Annotated in this window: 14 protein-coding genes; 5 read left to right on the top strand and 9 right to left on the bottom strand. The window is 67.6% G+C overall.

The window, feature by feature from the left end; all coding sequences use genetic code 11:
* The first annotated feature begins 59 nt into the window (after nucleotides 1-59).
* Both EV643_RS04045 and EV643_RS04040 read left to right on the top strand, forming a co-directional pair.
* Nucleotides 60-671, top strand: a complete 612-nt coding sequence (locus EV643_RS04045; RefSeq protein ID WP_238165338.1) for a MarR family winged helix-turn-helix transcriptional regulator — start codon at nucleotides 60-62, stop codon at nucleotides 669-671.
* Nucleotides 672-845: 174 nt separating this feature from the next.
* Nucleotides 846-2,339: a molybdopterin-dependent oxidoreductase gene (locus EV643_RS04040; protein ID WP_166665304.1), complete on the top strand. Its 1,494-nt coding sequence runs from the start codon at nucleotides 846-848 to the stop codon at nucleotides 2,337-2,339.
* 239 nt (nucleotides 2,340-2,578) lie between these two features.
* Here EV643_RS04040 and EV643_RS04030 read toward each other — a convergent pair whose 3' ends face one another.
* The gene (locus tag EV643_RS04030) at nucleotides 2,579-4,015 is read right to left on the bottom strand and encodes a gamma-aminobutyraldehyde dehydrogenase (RefSeq protein WP_133798535.1); all 1,437 of its coding nucleotides are present in this window, start codon (nucleotides 4,013-4,015) and stop codon (nucleotides 2,579-2,581) included.
* 117 nt (nucleotides 4,016-4,132) lie between these two features.
* Nucleotides 4,133-5,767: an amidohydrolase gene (locus EV643_RS04025; RefSeq protein WP_133798534.1), complete on the bottom strand. Its 1,635-nt coding sequence runs from the start codon at nucleotides 5,765-5,767 to the stop codon at nucleotides 4,133-4,135.
* Nucleotides 5,768-5,917: 150 nt separating this feature from the next.
* Between EV643_RS04025 and EV643_RS04020 the strand changes: the two genes are divergently transcribed.
* On the top strand, nucleotides 5,918-7,309 hold the full coding sequence (locus tag EV643_RS04020) for an aspartate aminotransferase family protein (protein ID WP_133798533.1): 1,392 nt from the start codon (nucleotides 5,918-5,920) through the stop codon (nucleotides 7,307-7,309).
* A gap of 36 nt (nucleotides 7,310-7,345) precedes the next feature.
* On the opposite strand, the gene EV643_RS04015 is transcribed toward EV643_RS04020, so the two are convergent.
* From EV643_RS04015 to EV643_RS03995, 5 genes are read right to left on the bottom strand one after another with little or no spacing between them, the layout of a single operon-like run.
* A complete protein-coding gene (locus tag EV643_RS04015; protein WP_133798532.1) occupies nucleotides 7,346-8,590 on the bottom strand; it encodes an NAD(P)/FAD-dependent oxidoreductase in 1,245 nt (414 codons plus the stop codon).
* Nucleotides 8,587-9,387, bottom strand: coding sequence for an ABC transporter permease (locus EV643_RS04010; protein WP_133798531.1), 801 nt, complete (start codon nucleotides 9,385-9,387; stop codon nucleotides 8,587-8,589). Before EV643_RS04010 ends, EV643_RS04015 begins: the two co-directional genes overlap by 4 nt.
* Entirely contained in the window at nucleotides 9,384-10,277 is an 894-nt protein-coding gene (locus EV643_RS04005) for an ABC transporter permease (RefSeq protein WP_133798530.1), read from the bottom strand. Before EV643_RS04005 ends, EV643_RS04010 begins: the two co-directional genes overlap by 4 nt.
* The gene (locus EV643_RS04000; protein WP_238165337.1) at nucleotides 10,274-11,395 is read right to left on the bottom strand and encodes an ABC transporter ATP-binding protein; all 1,122 of its coding nucleotides are present in this window, start codon (nucleotides 11,393-11,395) and stop codon (nucleotides 10,274-10,276) included. Before EV643_RS04000 ends, EV643_RS04005 begins: the two co-directional genes overlap by 4 nt.
* Nucleotides 11,396-11,400: 5 nt before the next feature.
* A complete protein-coding gene (locus EV643_RS03995; protein ID WP_133798528.1) occupies nucleotides 11,401-12,597 on the bottom strand; it encodes a polyamine ABC transporter substrate-binding protein in 1,197 nt (398 codons plus the stop codon).
* A 166-nt stretch (nucleotides 12,598-12,763) separates the two neighbouring features.
* Between EV643_RS03995 and EV643_RS03990 the strand changes: the two genes are divergently transcribed.
* Together EV643_RS03990 and EV643_RS03985 are read left to right on the top strand one after the other, a co-directional pair.
* Nucleotides 12,764-13,246 carry an Lrp/AsnC family transcriptional regulator gene (locus EV643_RS03990; protein WP_133798527.1) on the top strand — a complete coding sequence of 161 codons (483 nt, stop codon included), beginning with the start codon at nucleotides 12,764-12,766 and terminating at the stop codon, nucleotides 13,244-13,246.
* Nucleotides 13,247-13,326: 80 nt separating this feature from the next.
* Nucleotides 13,327-14,610 (top strand): NAD(P)/FAD-dependent oxidoreductase, encoded by a 1,284-nt coding sequence (locus EV643_RS03985; protein ID WP_238165336.1) that lies wholly within the window; start codon nucleotides 13,327-13,329, stop codon nucleotides 14,608-14,610.
* Here EV643_RS03985 and EV643_RS03980 read toward each other — a convergent pair.
* Complete coding sequence (locus tag EV643_RS03980; protein WP_133798526.1) at nucleotides 14,607-15,263, bottom strand: lysoplasmalogenase family protein; 657 nt, start codon at nucleotides 15,261-15,263, stop codon at nucleotides 14,607-14,609. The genes EV643_RS03985 and EV643_RS03980 overlap by 4 nt on opposite strands.
* A 144-nt stretch (nucleotides 15,264-15,407) precedes the next feature.
* A complete protein-coding gene (locus EV643_RS03975; protein ID WP_133798525.1) occupies nucleotides 15,408-16,028 on the bottom strand; it encodes a hypothetical protein in 621 nt (206 codons plus the stop codon).
* Nucleotides 16,029-16,153: the final 125 nt, after the last annotated feature.

The following is a 16,153-nucleotide window of genomic DNA, read 5'->3' as shown; positions in this document are numbered from 1 at the left end:
TGTAGCCGAAAGGTCACCCCGTGTAGCGAAGTGACCTAGTCAGCTAATAGAGTCCGCGCATGACCATCGCGCCTACGCTTAGCTCGCCCCTAGCGCTCGCCGATGCAGAACCCACTCACGCCGCCGAACCCTGGGACAGTGACGTGATCAGCGCGTACGGCCTGCTGCGCGAAGCAGCAGCCGAACTCGATCACCTGATGCGCCATTCCCTCAAGCGCAGTGGTCTGCAAATGGCAATGTTCGAACTGTTGCTGCGGCTAGCCCGTAGCCACGGGGAGAAGCAGCGTCTTACTTCACTCGCCCGGGAGTTGACCGTCACCACCGGCGGCATCACCCGGCTCGTCGACCGTGCCGAGGCCCTCGGCCTGGTCCGCCGGGAACCATGTCCGGACGACGCCCGTGGGTCGTTCGCTGTCCTCACCGAGGAGGGCAAGCGGCGGCTGCGTGAAGCACTGCCGGACCACCTCCTGGAGATCGACAGCCTGTGGATGTCGCAGCTCGCCGACGAGCAGGACCTCGTTCTCGGCAAGCTCCGCCGGGTCCGGGACAACGCCCGCCGCTGGCCGAACGGCCGTCCCAGCCTCGGCCCGATCAACACGGACCGGCTCAGCACCGATCGACTCGGTGCGGAGCGGATCGGGACGGACAGGCTCGGCACAGACCGGATCTGATCGACCAGGAACGACTCACGCAAAAGACACGCATTACCCGCTCCTAACGGATGTGGCGCCCGGCTGGTGTCGGGCGCCACCGAGCGGGATCGTTGAGATGTGAACCAGCCGCAGGTCCATCCACCCCGAAACCCCACCGCGCCCCGCGAACTCGACAGGCCGGCACGGAGGGCCTTGTTCGTTCGGGCCGGGATCGGCGGTGTGCTGTCGGCGCTCGCGGGACTGGCGCTCGGGGGCGTGACGGCGGCGATTCTGGGGACCACGCAGACGCCGGTAGTTGCGATCGGTTCGGCCTTCATCGACCGGACGCCGCCCTGGCTCAAAGATCTCGCGATCTCCCTCTTCGGGATCCATGACAAGACCGCTCTCCGGACCGGCATCCTGATCGTCCTGCTGGCATTCGCCGCTGTTGGTGGTGTTCTGGCCGTACTGCGGTACTGGGCGGGCGCCGCGATCGTCGTACTGCTGGCGGGGGTTGCTGTCGTTGCGGCGATGACTCGGCCAGACGCGGGGCAGACCGGATTCTTGCCGTCCTTCATCGCGGGGATCACCGCGCTGCTGTTGCTCCGGCTGTTCGCTCAGCGGTTGAAGAATCTGAAGGTCGCTCCGCGGGACGGGGTCAGCCGGCGCGGATTCCTTCAGCTGTCCGCGGGAGTCGCGCTCGGCTCGGTCGCGATAGGTGCCTTGGGCAAGGTTGTGGGTGGCCGACGGTCGGCTGTGACGGAGGCTCGCGAAGGGCTCGACCTGCCGTTGCCGCCGAGCCTGGAGCCGCCGGCCGGAGCACAGGCGCCTGGTGCGACTCCGTGGGCGACGTCGAACGAGGAGTTCTACCGGATCGACACCGCACTGTCGGTACCGCTGATCATGCCGAGCGACTGGACGTTGCGGATCCACGGCATGGTCGGCAAGGAGATCGAGCTGAGCTTTGACGACCTGATCCGGCGGAAGGTCGTCCACAAATGGGTCACGTTGACCTGTGTCAGCAACGAGGTTGGCGGGGATCTGATCGGCAACGCGCTCTGGTCTGGCGTCCTGTTGAAGGATCTGCTCGAGGAGGCCGGGCCGGCCGCCGACGCGGATGCGATCAAGTCGACCTCGAAAGACGGGTTCACCGCCGGTACGCCGCTGAGCACGCTGGTCGACGATCGCCAGTCGCTGCTCGCGTTCGCGATGAACGGTCAGCCGTTGCCCCTGGAACATGGGTTCCCCGTGCGGATCGTCGTACCGGGGCTGTATGGGTACGTCTCGGCGACCAAGTGGTTGACCGAGATCGAGGTCACCCGGTTCGACCGGTTCGAGGCCTACTGGACTCCGCGTGGTTGGTCGGCGCAGGGGCCGATCAAGTTGTCGTCGCGGATCGACGTACCGCGGTCGAAGGCCTCACCAGGACAGGTCACGGTCGCCGGGGTCGCGTGGGACCAGCATGTCGGGGTGTCGAAGGTCGAGATTCGGGTGGACGGCGGTGCGTGGCAGCAGGCGACCCTGGCGACGGATGGTTCGATCGACACCTGGCGGCAGTGGCATTGGTCCTGGGACGCGCCGAGGGGCAACCATGTGCTGCAGGTCCGCGCGTTCGATGCCCAGGGCAACCCTCAGATCGAGGCCCAGGCACCACCCGCGCCGAACGGTTCGACCGGCCTGCACAGCGTCGACATCAAGATCGGCTGACCGCCGCCAGCACCATCGGGACGAAGGCGTGCTCCAGCGATCCGGCCGGAACCTCGGCGGCTGCCGACGGAACACCGACCGCTGCTCGACCAACGCAGCCGCCGCCTCTGGGTTGCGCAACGCGTGCAGGGTGAACTCGGTCGAGATCAGATGCCACTGCCGCTGATCCGGTGCGGCGTCGTCGAGCAGTCCTAGTACTGCGTCGAGCAGAAACTCCAGCCGGAACTGGCGTTGTAGAACTAGACCTCGATGTTCGACATCACGTGCTTGATCCGGGTGTAGTCCTCCAATCCGTAAACGGACAGGTCCTTGCCGTGGCCTGAGTGTTTGAACCCGCCGTGCGGCATCTCGGCGACGATCGGGATGTGGGTGTTGATCCACACGCAGCCGAAGTCGAGGCGTCGGGCCATCCGCAGCGCGCGGCCGTGGTCGCGGGTGAACACCGAGGCAGCCAGGCCGTACTCGACTCCGTTGGCCCAGCGCAGCGCCTCCTCCTCGTCGGTGAATCGCTGCACCGTGATCACCGGTCCGAAGATCTCGTCCTGGATCGCCTCGTCCGTCTGCCGCAGCCCGGAGACGACGGTCGGTGCGTAGAAGTAGCCGCGATCGCCGACAGCGGTCCCGCCCGTTTGCAGGACCGCGTGGTCCGGGAGCCGCTCGACGAAACCGCTGACCCGGCGAAGCTGGTCGGGATTGTTGAGCGCGCCGTACGCCGCCTCCTCGTCGTCGGGCTGCCCGGTCTTCGTGACCTTCGCCTGGTCGGTCAACGCCGCCACGAAGTCGTCGTGAATCCGTGGACCGGCCAGCACCCGGGTCGCGGCCGTGCAGTCCTGGCCGGCGTTGAAGTACCCGGCTCCCGCGATCGTCTCCGCGGCGGCCGCCAGATCAGCATCGTCGAAGACCACCACCGGCGCCTTGCCGCCCAGCTCCAGGTGCGTCCGCTTCAGGTGCCGGGCCGCCGAGGTGGCGACCTCCATCCCGGCCCGGACCGAGCCGGTGATTGCGACCAGTTGCGGGATCTCGTGCTCAACCAACGCGCGGCCCGTGTCCCGGTCACCGCAGATCACGTTGAGCACACCGGGAGGCAGGAACTCGTTGCACAGCTCGGCCAGCAGCACGGTCGAGGCCGGTGTCGTGTCACTCGGCTTCAGCACCACCGTGTTGCCGGCGGCCAGGGCCGGCGCGATCTTCCAGACCGCCATCATCAGCGGGTAGTTCCACGGGGTCACCTGCCCGACCACCCCGATCGGCTCCCGCCGGACGTACGACGTGTGCCCGGCCAGGTACTCACCCGCCGACCGGCCCTCCAGCAGCCGCGCCGCACCGGCGAAGAACCTGATCTGGTCCACCGAAGGCGGCAGCTCCTCGGTCGACGTCAGCCCGAGCGGCTTGCCGGTGTTCTCACTCTCCACCTTGGTGAACCCGTCGGCCCGGGTCTCCAACGCGTCGGCGATCTTGAGCAGCATCCGTTGCCGCTCGGCGGGCGTGGTGTCCCGCCACGACTCGAACGCCCGGGCGGCCGCGGTCATCGCCCGGTCGACGTCCTCGGGGCCAGACATCGGTGCCTGCGCGTAGGCCTCGCCCGTCGCCGGGTTGATCACTTCGTACGTCGCGCCGCTCAGAGATCCGGTGGCCTTGCCGTCCACGACATTCGTGAGAGTCCGCAGGTCAGCCATGACACGTCCTTGTCTGCTCGGGTGATCGGAGCCTAATCGTTGAGACGACGGAATCGATAGGGCTTCCGGCGATCCGGCAACCGATTCGCTACCAATGAACCCCCATTGATGACGAGATCACCCGGCGAAGACCTGTTCACCCTCGACCAGGGTCATCCGTACCCGAGCCTCCGCGATCGCCCCCGGCGGACCGGCGAACGGATCCCGGTCGAGGACGGTCAGATCCGCGAGCGCGCCGACCGCGATCCGCCCGGTGGCATCGGCATGGTTCAGCCAGGCACTGCCCGACGTGTACGCCGCCAGCGCGGTCTCCAGGTCCAGAGCCTGCCCCGGCAAAAACGCGTCGTACGTCCCGTCGGCCAGCGCGGCCGGTGCTCGCCGGTTGACGGCGGCATGGACGCCGGCCAGCGGATCCGGGCTGGAGACCGGCCAGTCAGAGCCGGCAGCGAGGTGGGCGCCCGATCGCGCCAGATCTCCGAACGGGTACTGCCGAGCGGTCCGCTCCGGACCGAGGAACGGGATCGTCAGGTCGAGCATCTGCCGCTCGTAGACCGCCCAGAGCGCCTGCAGGTTCGCAGTGACGCCGAGAGCCGCGAACCGGCCGAGGTCGTCGGCGTGGACAACCTGCAGATGGGCGATGTGGTGGCGATGATCGTTCGCCCCGTTGACAGCTCGCGCCGCCTCGAAGGCGTCGAGTGCCTCCCGGATCGCACGATCGCCGATGGCGTGCACATGCACTTGGAACCCGGCCGCATCCAGCAGCGCGACGTCCGCCCGTAGCGCCGCCGGGTCCACGAACGACAGCCCTCTGTTGCCGGTCCGGCAGCCACACCCGTCGAAGTACGGCTCGATCATTCCCGCGGTGAAGTTCTCCGCGACGCCGTCCTGCATGATCTTCACGCTGCCGGCGCGGAATCGCGGGTAGTGCAGGCGATCCCGGCGCTCGATGAGTTCGGGGATCTGCTCGGCCCCGCGGTCGCGTTGCCACCAGAGTGCGCCGACCACGCGTGCTGTCAGCCGACCGGTCGTCGCCAGTTCGACGTACGCCGGGGTGGCGTCGGACAGATTCGCGTAGTCGCCGAGGATCGCATCCTGCCAACCGGTGATTCCCAAGGAGTGCAAGTACGCCTGGGCCTCGGTCAGCGCTGCGACCTGCTCAGCCCTCATAGTCGGTGGGACGAGGCGGCCGACGAGATCCATCGCGCCCTCGTGCAAGGTGCCAGTCGGCGTACCGTCGGCCGCTCGTTCGATCCGCCCGTCCGGCGGATCCGGCGTCCGGGCGTCGACACCGGCCAGCGCGAGCGCCACGGAGTTGAGCCAGGCACCGTGGTGGTCGGCGTTCACCAGGAACGCCGGCCGACCGCCGGTGACGGCGTCCAGATCGGCAGCCCTCGGCGCGCCACCCGGGAAGTCGGGTTGGTGCCAGCCGCCGCCGAGGATCCACTCGACCTCGGGATGCGCAAGGGCGTACGCCGCGATCGTGTGCAGGCAGGCTTCTCGTCCTGAGGCCGGCGACAGGTCGCACCGACGCCGCTCCAGGCCGCCTTGCACCGGATGGATGTGAGCATCGACGAATCCCGGGAGCAGCAGGCCGCCGGCCAGATCGACCACCTCGGTCCGGGAACCCCGTAGGTCGCCCAGGTCCGCGGCCACCGCCACGATCCGGCCGGACCGGACGGCTACGGACACGTCCGGCCAGTACCGCCGTCCATCGAAGACCGGCCCGTTGACGAACACCATGTCCGCGACCATCGCACCTCCGCAGTACGGAATCCGAATCAAACAGCTTCTTTGACTGCTGACTTCAACACCATATCGATCTTGACGAAACGAAATCGCTTGCCATTCGCCGGGTCAGCCAGGCAGGATAGCGTCCGACGGCCCGCTTGAGATGAGGAACCGATGATCCCCCCGGATGCTCTCGACGACGCCGACTTCGCTCGCCTCCAGCAGTCGGCCAAGGACCACCTCTGGATGCACTTCACCCGGATGTCGAGCTATCAAACGGCCGACATCCCGGTTATCGTCCGCGGTGACGGCGTCTACATCTATGACGCCAAGGGCAAGCGCTACCTGGATGCGCTGGCCGGGCTGTTCGTCAACCAGCTGGGCCACGGCCGCACCGAGCTGGCCGAAGCGGCCGCCAAGCAGGCCTCCGAGCTGGCCTTCTTCCCGCTCTGGTCGTATGCGCATCCGAAGTCGATCGAGCTGGCCGGGCGGCTGGCCGAATTCGCGCCGGGCGACCTGAACCGGGTGTTCTTCACCAGTGGCGGCGGCGAGGCGGTCGAGTCCGCGTGGAAGCTGGCCAAGCAGTACTTCAAGCTGACCGGCCGGCCCGGCAAGCACAAGGTGATCAGCCGGGCGATCGCCTACCACGGCACCACCCAGGGCGCGCTCTCCATTACCGGGCTGCCGGAGTTGAAGGCCCCGTTCGAGCCGCTCGTCCCGAGCACCTTCCGGGTGCCGAACACCAACATCTACCGGGCCTCCATCCACGGCGACGACCCGGTCGCCTTCGGCCGCTGGGCGGCGGACCAGATCGCTGTGGCGATCGAGAACGAGGGCGCTGACACCGTCGCGGCCGTGTTCCTCGAACCCGTGCAGAACGCCGGCGGCTGCTTCCCGCCGCCACCCGGCTACTTCGACCGGGTCCGCGAGATCTGCGATGAGTACGACGTACTCCTCGTCAGCGACGAAGTGATCTGCGCCTTCGGCCGGCTCGGCCACATGTTCGGCGCCGACCGGTACGGCTACCAGCCCGACATCATCACCTGCGCCAAGGGACTCACTTCCGGCTACGCCCCGCTCGGCGCGATGCTCGCCACGGATCGGCTGATGGAGCCGTTCCTGCACGGCACCACGTCGTTCGCGCATGGCTACACGTTCGGTGGCCACCCTGTGTCCGCCGCGGTCGCGCTGACCAATCTGGACATCTTCGAGCGAGAAGGCATCAACGAGCACGTCCGGAGCACGGAGGGGGAGTTCCGGGCGACGCTCGAGAAGCTGCTCGATCTGCCACTGGTCGGCGACGTCCGCGGTGACGGCTACTTCTACGGGATCGAACTGGTCAAGGACAAGGTGACCAAGGAGACGTTCGACGACGAGGAGTCCGAGCGGCTGCTGCGCGGATACCTGTCGAAGGCGCTCTTCGACGCCGGCCTCTACTGCCGCGCCGATGACCGCGGCGACCCCGTCGTCCAGCTGTCACCGCCGCTGATCTGCGACCAGCAGCACTTCGACGAGATGGAGCAGATCCTCCGCGCGGTCCTGATCGAAGCCGAGAACCACCTCTGACCTCAGCCGTTCCCGCCGCTCAGAAGCCGAAGCCGCTCAGAAGTCGAAGCCCAGGCCCAGGCGGTCGAGGGCGCGCAGCCAGAGGTTGCGGTGGCCGGAGTTCGCGTCGGCGCGGGCCATCGACCAGCGGGTGAGCTGGATCCCCGCGTAGCGCAGAGGCTCCGGTGGGAAGGGGATCGGGCGCTCGCGGACCATCCGGAGGCGGGTGCGCTCGGTTTCCTCGCCGTACAGGAGATCGAGCATCACCTCGGCGCCGAACCGGGTCGCGGCGACCCCGAGGCCGGTGTAGCCGAGCACGTAGCCGATCCGGCCCTCCGACGCAGTGCCGAAGAAGGCACAGAACCTCGTACTGGTGTCGATCACTCCGCCCCACCGATGGGTGAAGCGCAGTCCATCCAGCTGGGGGAAGGTCTCGAAGAAGTGCCGGGCCAGCAGTCGGTGGATCGCGTCGCGTTGTTCGAGCTCGGGGTAGATCCGGCTGCCGAAGTAGTAGAGCGGGGTGTAGCCACCCCACAGGATCCGGTTGTCCCTGGTCAGCCGGTAGTAGTGGAACAGGTTCGAGGCATCGCCGACGCCCTGCCGGTGCCGCCAGCCGATCGTGTCCAGTTGTCCGGGCGACAGCGGTTCGGTCACCAGGACCAGGTCGTAGACCGGCACGGTGTAGAGCCGGAGTCGCTTCAGCAGGGACGGAAACGCGTTGGTGGCCAGCGCGATCCGCTCTGCCCGGACCGAACCAGTTGCTGCCAACAACGACCTGGCCGCACCGTCTCGCCGTACGGCGGTGACCCGGGTGTGCTCGTGAATCCGTACGCCGGCCACGAGGCAGGCCTGGCGCAACCCCCAGGCGAGCCGCGCCGGCTCGACCAGCGCGGTACCCCTCGGGTTGAACAGGGCGCCAAGATAGGTCGGCGAGTTCAGCTCGGCTCGGGCGGCGGCTGCGTCGAGCAGGGCGACCTCATGACCATAGGCCTGCCGCTGCTCGACCTCCTCCGCGAGCTCGGCCAGGTGATGTGGTGCGGTGGCGACGGTGAGCTCGCCGGTTCGCTCCCAGCCGCAGTCGATATCGAGCCTGGCGATGGTGGCATCGATGGCGTCGAGGTCCGGATGGCGATCCTTCGCGCGGAGCGCGGTCCAGAGTCCTGTGTAGCCACCGCCGACCACGGCAAGGTCGGCCGACTGCGGCCCGGCCAAGGGCTGCTCCGGTTCCGGTGCCGCTTTGTCGTCGAGCCAGAACACCAGTGGTTCGGCGTCCGCAAGCGCCGCGTTCGGCCAATCGCTCACCGGGACCGCCTGCGGCGGGCGAGTTCACCACCGAGTACGAGGAGCACCGCGAGCATGAACATCGCCGTGCCGATCACGTTGATCTGCGGCGGAATGTCGCGCTGTGCAGAGCCCCAGACGTACATCGGGAAGGTGACCGTCCGGCCGGCGTTGAGGTTCGTGATGATGAAGTCGTCGAAGGAGAGCGAGAAACTCAGCAACGCGGCGGCCAGGATGCCGGGGAAGACCAGCGGGAAGGTGATCCGCCAGAAGGTCTGCCACTCGTTGGCGTACAGGTCCATCGCCGCCTGCTCGAGCCGGGTGTCCATCCCAGCCAGCCGGGCCTTCACCGTCACCACCACGAAGGACAGGCAGAACATCACGTGCGCGATCAGGATCGTCCAGAAACCGAGCACGCCACCGAACCCGGCGGAGACGAACAGCGCCAGCAACGAGGACCCCAGGACGATCTCCGGGGAGGCCATCGGCAGGAAGATGAACAGACTCGTCGCGGCCCGTCCGCGGTACCGGTGCCGCACCATCGCGAACGCCATCAAGGTGCCGAGGGCGGTGGCGAGTACCGTGGCGAGCAGGCCGATCCGCAAGCTGGTGCTGACCGCGTCGCACAACCCGAACGGCTGGCAGGGGTCCTGCCAGTTCCGCAGGGTGAAGCCGTCGAACTCGTAGGACAGCCGGCTCTTCGGGTCGTTGAACGACATCAGCACGACGACGAAGATCGGCGTGAACAGGTACAGCAGCACCAGGAACCCGGCGAACAGCACCAGATGCCGCCCGATCCACCGCCCTGTCCTGGTCATAGCAGGTCCTCCGTCCCCACCCGGCGAACGTAGAACAGGACCAGGACGACGATCGTCGCCATCAACGTCACCGACAGCGCCGCGGCGGTCGGGTGGGCGCCGGCTGCGAACAGGTTCTGGATGTCGTTGCCGATCATCCGTTGTTGCGGCGTACCGAGCAGCTCGGCGTTGATGTAGTCACCAGCCGCGGGGATGAAGGTCAGCAGGGTTCCCGCGACGACTCCGGGCATCGACAGCGGCAGCGTCACCGTGCGGAACGTGGTGACCGGCCCGGCGAACAGGTCACCACCTGCCTCGATCAGCCGATGGTCGATCTTCTCCAGGCTGGCGTAGAGCGGCAGCACCATGAACGGCAGGAAGTTGTACGTCAATCCGGTGACCACCGCGGTCGTGGTGGCGAGCAACCGCCCGTCAGGACCGAGGATGTGCAGCCACTTCAGGGTGTCGACGACGACACCGTTGTCACCGAGCAGGAGTTTCCACGACAGCGTCCGGACCAGGAAGCTGGTGAAGAACGGCGCGATCACCAAGGCCAGCATCAGGTTCTTCCACCGGCCGGACTTGAAGGCGATCGCATAGGCGAGCGGATAGCCGAGCAGCAGGCAGAAGGCCGTGGTCAGCAGCGCGTACCACATCGACCGCCCGAACGGCCGCGCGTAGTCCTGCAGTGCGTCGACGTAGTTCTGCCAGTGCCCGGTCACCGCGTAGCCAGTCTCGACCGTGCCGCTCGGGTCGTACAGGCTCGCACTGAGCAACGACACCAGAGGTACAACGAAGAACAGCGCCAGCCAGAGCCCACCCGGTAAGAGCAGCAGGTACGCCGTGAACCGCCGCCCGGGTTTCTCCGTCACGGCAGCGGGTGGTCCGCCGAGCTGGCTGAGCGCGGTCACCCCGTCTCCTCCGCCTCGACACCGGCGGTGGCGTCCTGCCTGGCATCCAGCACGAACGTGTGCGACGGCTGCCAGTGCAGGTCCACCGAGTCACCGACCGCGAACGTGTCCCGGGCGCCGGTGTTCTGCTCGAAGACGGTCAGCTCCTGGTTCCACGGCATCCGGGCCAGGTACTGCGTACTCACGCCGCAATAGCTCACATCGGTGACGACGCCGCCACGCAACGAGTTCGCGCCGGTGTCCGTCTCGCTCCCGGCCCGGGCGAGGAAGACCTTCTCCGGCCTGATCCCCACCCAGACCTCACCGTCGGCCACTCTTGACCGCTTGACCGGCACGACCTGCTTGCTGCCGTGGGCATCGATCACCAGGTCCTCGCCGGAACGCTCCAGGATCGTCCCGGCCACCAGGTTGGACTGGCCGAGGAAGTTGGCCACAAACGTCGTCGCCGGCAAGTCGTACAGGACGGCCGGGGCGCCTCGCTGTTCGATCACCCCCGCGTTCATCACCGCGATCGTGTCGGCCATCGTCATGGCCTCCTCCTGGTCGTGCGTCACGTGCACGAAGGTGATACCGACCTCGGTCTGGATCCGTTTCAGCTCGATCTGCATCTGCCGGCGCAGCTTCAGGTCGAGTGCGCCGAGCGGCTCGTCCAGCAGGAGAACCTCCGGCCGGTTGATCAACGCCCGGGCCAGAGCGACGCGCTGCTGCTGACCGCCGGACAGCTGGGCCGGCCGGCGGTCGCCGTAGCCGACCAGTTCGACCAGCTCCAGCATCTCTTCGACCTGGCGGCGGATCTCCTTGACGCCGCGACGGCGGAGGCCGAAGGCGACATTCTCGAAGATGTCGAGGTGCGGGAACAGCGCGTAGTTCTGGAACACCGTGTTCACCGGCCGCTTATAGGGGCGCAAACCGGTAATGTCGTCGTCCCCTAGACCGATGCTGCCCGCAGTGGGCTCCTCGAGTCCGGCGACCATTCGCAGGGTGGTGGTCTTGCCGCAGCCGGACGGACCGAGGAGCGCGAAGAAGGCACCCCGTGGCACGGTCAGATCGAGATCGTCCACGGCGGTGAAGGCCCCGAAACGCTTGGTCAGACCGCTCAGAACGAGGTCGCCGGCCACCGCGATCAGCCCCCGATCACCCGGTTGAAGTCCGACTCGTACTGCTTCGACTTGGCCTCGTCCAGCGCCATGAACCCGTACGCCTTCGCCAGATCCGCCTCATCGGGGAAGATCAACGGGCTGTCGACCAGCTCGGGGTCGACCTTCTCCATCGCCTCCTTCGCGCCCTGGACCGGACAGATGAAGTTGACCCAGGCCGCGAGGGTGGCGGCCACCTGGGGGTCGTAGTAGTGGTTGATCAAAGCCTCGGCATTCGCCTTGTGGGTGGCCTTGTTCGGCACCAGCATGTTGTCGGACCACAGCCCGAGACCCTCTTCGGGGACGACGAACTTGATGTCCGGGTTGTCCGCCTGCAGGGCGAGCACATCACCTGACCAGGCCTCGCAGGCGACGATGTTGCCCGCGTTCAGGTCCTGGATGTAGTCGTTGCCGGTGAACCGCCTGATCTGGCTGGACGCGACATATCCCTGCAACTTCTCCAGCGCCTTGCCCCACTCCTCGTCGCCGAACTTGGTCGGGTCGGCACCGTCGATCCGGAGCATGAACAGCATCGTGTCGCGCATCTCCGACAGCAGCGTGATCTTGCCCTTGAGGTCGGGCCGGGTGAGCAGTTCGGTAAAGCTCTTCACTTCCTTGGTGTGCTTGGCGTTGTAGGCGATACCGGTCAACCCGCTCTGCCAGGGCACGCTGTAGTCGCGGCTGGAATCCCACGCCGGGCCCTTGAGGCTCGGCAGCAGGTTCGCATCGACGTTCGGGATCTTGGCGTGGTCCAGTTTCTGGATCCAGCCGAGCTTGACCATCCGGGACGCCATCCAGTCTGTCAGCACGAAGATGTCCCGGCCGGTCGGCTGGCAGGCGCCCAACTGGTCCTTGACCTTGGCGAAGAACTCGGCGTTGTCGTTCACATCGGCCGTGTAGTTCACCTTGATGCCGGACAACTTCTCGAAGGCGGCCAGTGTCGGCAGCACCGTCTTGCCGTTCACCTTCTCGTCGGCCTCGTCCATGTAGCTGGGCCAGTTGGAGAAGTTCAGCGTCTTCTCGGTGGACGACAGGTCGGTGCTGACACACTGCTGCTCGGTCTGTTTCGCGGCCGGTGTACCGCAAGCGGCCAGCAGACCTGAGCCGGACAGCCCGAGCGCGGACAACGACATCCCGGTCAGGACGGTCCGGCGGCTGACGGGGTACTGCGGACGGACGTTCATCGGGACCTCCTGAGAACGCGCGAGCCAGCATGAGAAACGCTGGACGCGGGCGATACTGTCAAAGGCAACCCGCCGAGACAAGTGATTCCGTAGTATTTGCCCCTATTTGCAACGAAATCCTCAGCATCGACTTGAATACCCCCGGTGACGCTGACAGGATCACTGCGTGGCTGTGCGCACCGGGAACCCGGACAAGAACCAGGCGTTGCTCGACGACATCTCCAAGGCGATCATCGAACAGCTCCAGCTGGACGGCCGTCGTTCGTACGCCGCGATCGGCAAGGCTGTCGGATTGTCCGAGGCCGCGGTCCGGCAGCGGGTCCAGCGACTGACCGAGGCCGGCGTGATGCAGGTGGTCGCGGTCACCGACCCACTCGAGCTGGGGTTCGCCCGCCAGGCGATGATCGGGATCAAGGCCGAGGGCGCCCTGGAGCCGATCGCCGACGAGCTGGCCGGGATGGACGAGATCGAGTACGTGGTGATCACCGCCGGCTCGTTCGACCTGCTCGCCGAGGTGCTGTGCGAGAGCGACGAGCACCTGCTGCGGGTGCTGTCGGACCGGATCCGCCAGATCGAGGGGGTGAAGGTCACCGAGACCTTCGTGTACCTGAAGCTGGTGAAACAGACCTACTCCTGGGGCGTGCGCTGATCACTGTCCCACTCTGGGCCGAGACCACCCGGGAGCCCGCGCCGCCGCGGCCCGAACTCCCGAGTGACTGCACGGCCGATGTGGCGATCGTCGGCGCCGGGTACACCGGCCTGTGGACGGCGTACTACCTCGCGAAGGCCGATCCCACCCTGCGGATCGTCGTACTCGAGGCGGAGACCGCCGGGTTCGGGGCGTCCGGGCGGAACGGCGGCTGGTGCTCGGCGCTGTTCCCCGTCTCGTCGAAACGCCTGGCCGCGCTGCCGGGCTCGAACCGGGAATCGGCGATCGCGATGCACCGGGCGATGCAGGCCACTGTCAACGAGATCGGCCTGGTGACCGCGGCCGAGGGGATCGACTGCGACTACCACAAGGGCGGCACGATCGTCCTCGCCCGGACGCCGGCCCAGTTGGCCCGGGCGCGCGCCGAGGTGGCCGAGGCCCGCGAGTGGGGTCCCGGTGACCTGCGCTTCCTCGAACCGGACGAGGTCGCCCAGCACGTCCGCGCGAACCACGTGCTCGGAGCAACGTTCACCCCGCACTGCGCGGCGATCCACCCCGGGCGACTGGTCCGGGGCTTGGCCGAGGTGGTCGAGCGGCTCGGCGTGGTGGTTCACGAGCGGACCACGGTGACCGCGATCGAGCCGGGCCGCGCGACCACGTCGTACGGCGTGGTGCGGGCCGAGGTGGTTGTCCGGGCCACCGAGGGCTTCACGGCACGCCTACCGGGGTATCGGCGCACGATCGCGCCGGTGTACTCCCTGATGGTCGCGACCGAGCCACTCGATGTGGCCGACTGGGCACGGATCGGGCTGGCCGGGCGGCCGACGTTCAGCGACCACCGGCACTTGATCATCTACGGGCAACGCACCGCCGACGGGCGGATCGCCTTCGGCGGGCGGGGCGCACCGTACCACTTCGGGTCCCGGATCACGCCCTCCTTCGACGCCCGGCCCCGGGTGTTCGCCGCTCTCCGCCGCACACTGCGCGACCTGTTCGGTGGACTCGAGGAGGTCCGGTTCACCCATGCCTGGGGCGGTCCGCTCGGGGTTCCGCGCGATTGGTGCGCCTCGGTCGGCCTGGACCGCGGCACCGGACTCGGCTGGGCCGGCGGCTACGTCGGCGACGGCGTCAGTACTGCGAACCTGGCCGGCCGCACCCTGACCGATCTCGTGCTCGGGCGCCACTCCGAGCTGGTCCGGCTGCCCTGGGTCGGCCACCGGTCGCCGGTCTGGGAGCCGGAACCGCTGCGCTGGCTCGGCATCAACGCCGGCCTGCGGACAATGACGGCCGCCGACGCCGAAGAACGAGTGACCGGCCGGAACAGCCGCCTCGCCCGCCTGATGTCCCCACTCCTCGGTCACTAGCCTGTTTCACTTGCCGTCGCTACCGGCTGACGCTTACCGGTGGGCCGCTGCCGGTTGAGGCCGGAGGTTAGGAGGTATTGGCCGGTGGCGTAGGTGGACATCACCAAGGCGCCGCGGCCGGGGAAGTCGCGGCCCGCGAGGCGCATGGCGATGAGGGCGTCGGAGATGAGGAACAGGGTGCCGCCGAGGCCGCTGCGGGAGTTGTGCCAGCGGGAGGCGATGGCAGTTGCCGTCAGCAACAGGGCGTACGCCGCGACCGGGACCCGTTGACCGTCGAGACCGGGTGACAGCACCGCGATCAGGGCGGCCCAGAGAGCGCCGTACGCCGCTGCGACGCGCCACGGCCGTTGTCCGGGCTGGGACAGGAACACGGCCAGGTAGCAGGCGTGGGCTGCCGCGAAGGCTGCGATTCCGGCCAGTTGCAGGTCGGTCTCCAGTAACAGGTCGCCGGCAGCCGAGGCGAGAAGTGCAGCCTGTAGGAGCGGCGGGGCGTCTTGGGTCCGCGCCCAGGACAACAGCAACGGCATCAGCGACACCTTGCTCGCCTGCTTCAGCACCTTGACGTCGAAGGCGACGGCGGCCACCTGTACCACCGTCGCACCCCAGAACGCCGTCAACCGCCGCCGATCACTCGCCAGCCGCCCCAGGTTCATACCGCCGAGTCTGCCGTACCCCGGGGCCGGTACGGCAGCAACGGTTGTCGACAGTCAGAAGAACATCGATCGAGCTGAGCCAAGCTGGTGGGGCTGGGGTGAGGTGGGAGGAGGTCGATAGCCGTCGATGTGGTGACGCGGGGGTCAGACCAGTTCGAGGTGGGCGGGCAGGGCGGTTTGGAGGGTTTGCAGGTCGGGGCCGTGGAGGGTGATGGCCTCGGGGTGGTGGAGGTTGGGCTGGGCGGTGAGCTCGGCAGGGGTCAGTTCGTGGAGTTGGGCCGGGTTGCCGGTCATGTCGACGATGGTGTGGAGCAGGTCGGCGGCCTGGCGTTCCCACAGGCGGTTGTCGGCGGCAACTTCGTCGGGGCGGATCAGCAGCAGGTCGACGTCGCTGTCGAGATCGCCGTCACCCCGCGCGGCCGCGCCGTACAGGCTGACGTGCACGGGTGGGATCGTCCAGGTCGAGAGCTCGGCGCGCAGGCTCTCGACGAAGGTGGTCCGCAGGCCGGCCAGTAGCTCGACGGCCTGGGCGGCGAGGTGCTTCCGGTTCAGGGTGTAGAGCAACGAGTTGCCGGACTCGGTGACCTGTACCAAGCCGGTCGACGCCAATCGCTGCAGCACGAGGCGCACGCCGGCGACGCTGCCGGCACCGGCGAGGCTGTGCACCTGGCGGCCGGACAGACCACGATCAGTCCCCGCGAGCACCTCGAGTACGGCGCCGTCGAGCGAGGGCACCACCGTGCCGATCGGCCTACCGAAGTCCATTGGCACCGTCTACAAATCCAGTCATCCGGTCAACATAGTGATCAGCGTGACCAATCGCCTACTTTCCGTGACAAGTCAGGCTCGAAGCAAAACAAGCACACTTGATTCTTTTTGGTGGGAGTGGG

The sequence above is a fragment of the Kribbella caucasensis genome, assembly GCF_004361855.1.
GTDB classification, from domain to species: Bacteria; Actinomycetota; Actinomycetes; order Propionibacteriales; family Kribbellaceae; genus Kribbella; species Kribbella caucasensis.
Note: the sequence above shows the minus strand (reverse complement) of the source record. Positions and strands in the feature narration are given on the sequence as shown.

Coding starts and splice junctions, on each gene's coding strand:
- EV643_RS03975 (WP_133798525.1), bottom strand. CDS start 16,028: ATGGACTTCGGTAGGCCGATCGGCACGGTGGTGCCCTCGCTCGACGGC.
- EV643_RS03980 (WP_133798526.1), bottom strand. CDS start 15,263: ATGAACCTGGGGCGGCTGGCGAGTGATCGGCGGCGGTTGACGGCGTTC.
- EV643_RS04010 (WP_133798531.1), bottom strand. CDS start 9,387: ATGACCAGGACAGGGCGGTGGATCGGGCGGCATCTGGTGCTGTTCGCC.
- EV643_RS04030 (WP_133798535.1), bottom strand. CDS start 4,015: ATGGCTGACCTGCGGACTCTCACGAATGTCGTGGACGGCAAGGCCACC.
- EV643_RS03995 (WP_133798528.1), bottom strand. CDS start 12,597: ATGAACGTCCGTCCGCAGTACCCCGTCAGCCGCCGGACCGTCCTGACC.
- EV643_RS04020 (WP_133798533.1), top strand. CDS start 5,918: ATGATCCCCCCGGATGCTCTCGACGACGCCGACTTCGCTCGCCTCCAG.
- EV643_RS04045 (WP_238165338.1), top strand. CDS start 60: ATGACCATCGCGCCTACGCTTAGCTCGCCCCTAGCGCTCGCCGATGCA.
- EV643_RS04025 (WP_133798534.1), bottom strand. CDS start 5,767: ATGGTCGCGGACATGGTGTTCGTCAACGGGCCGGTCTTCGATGGACGG.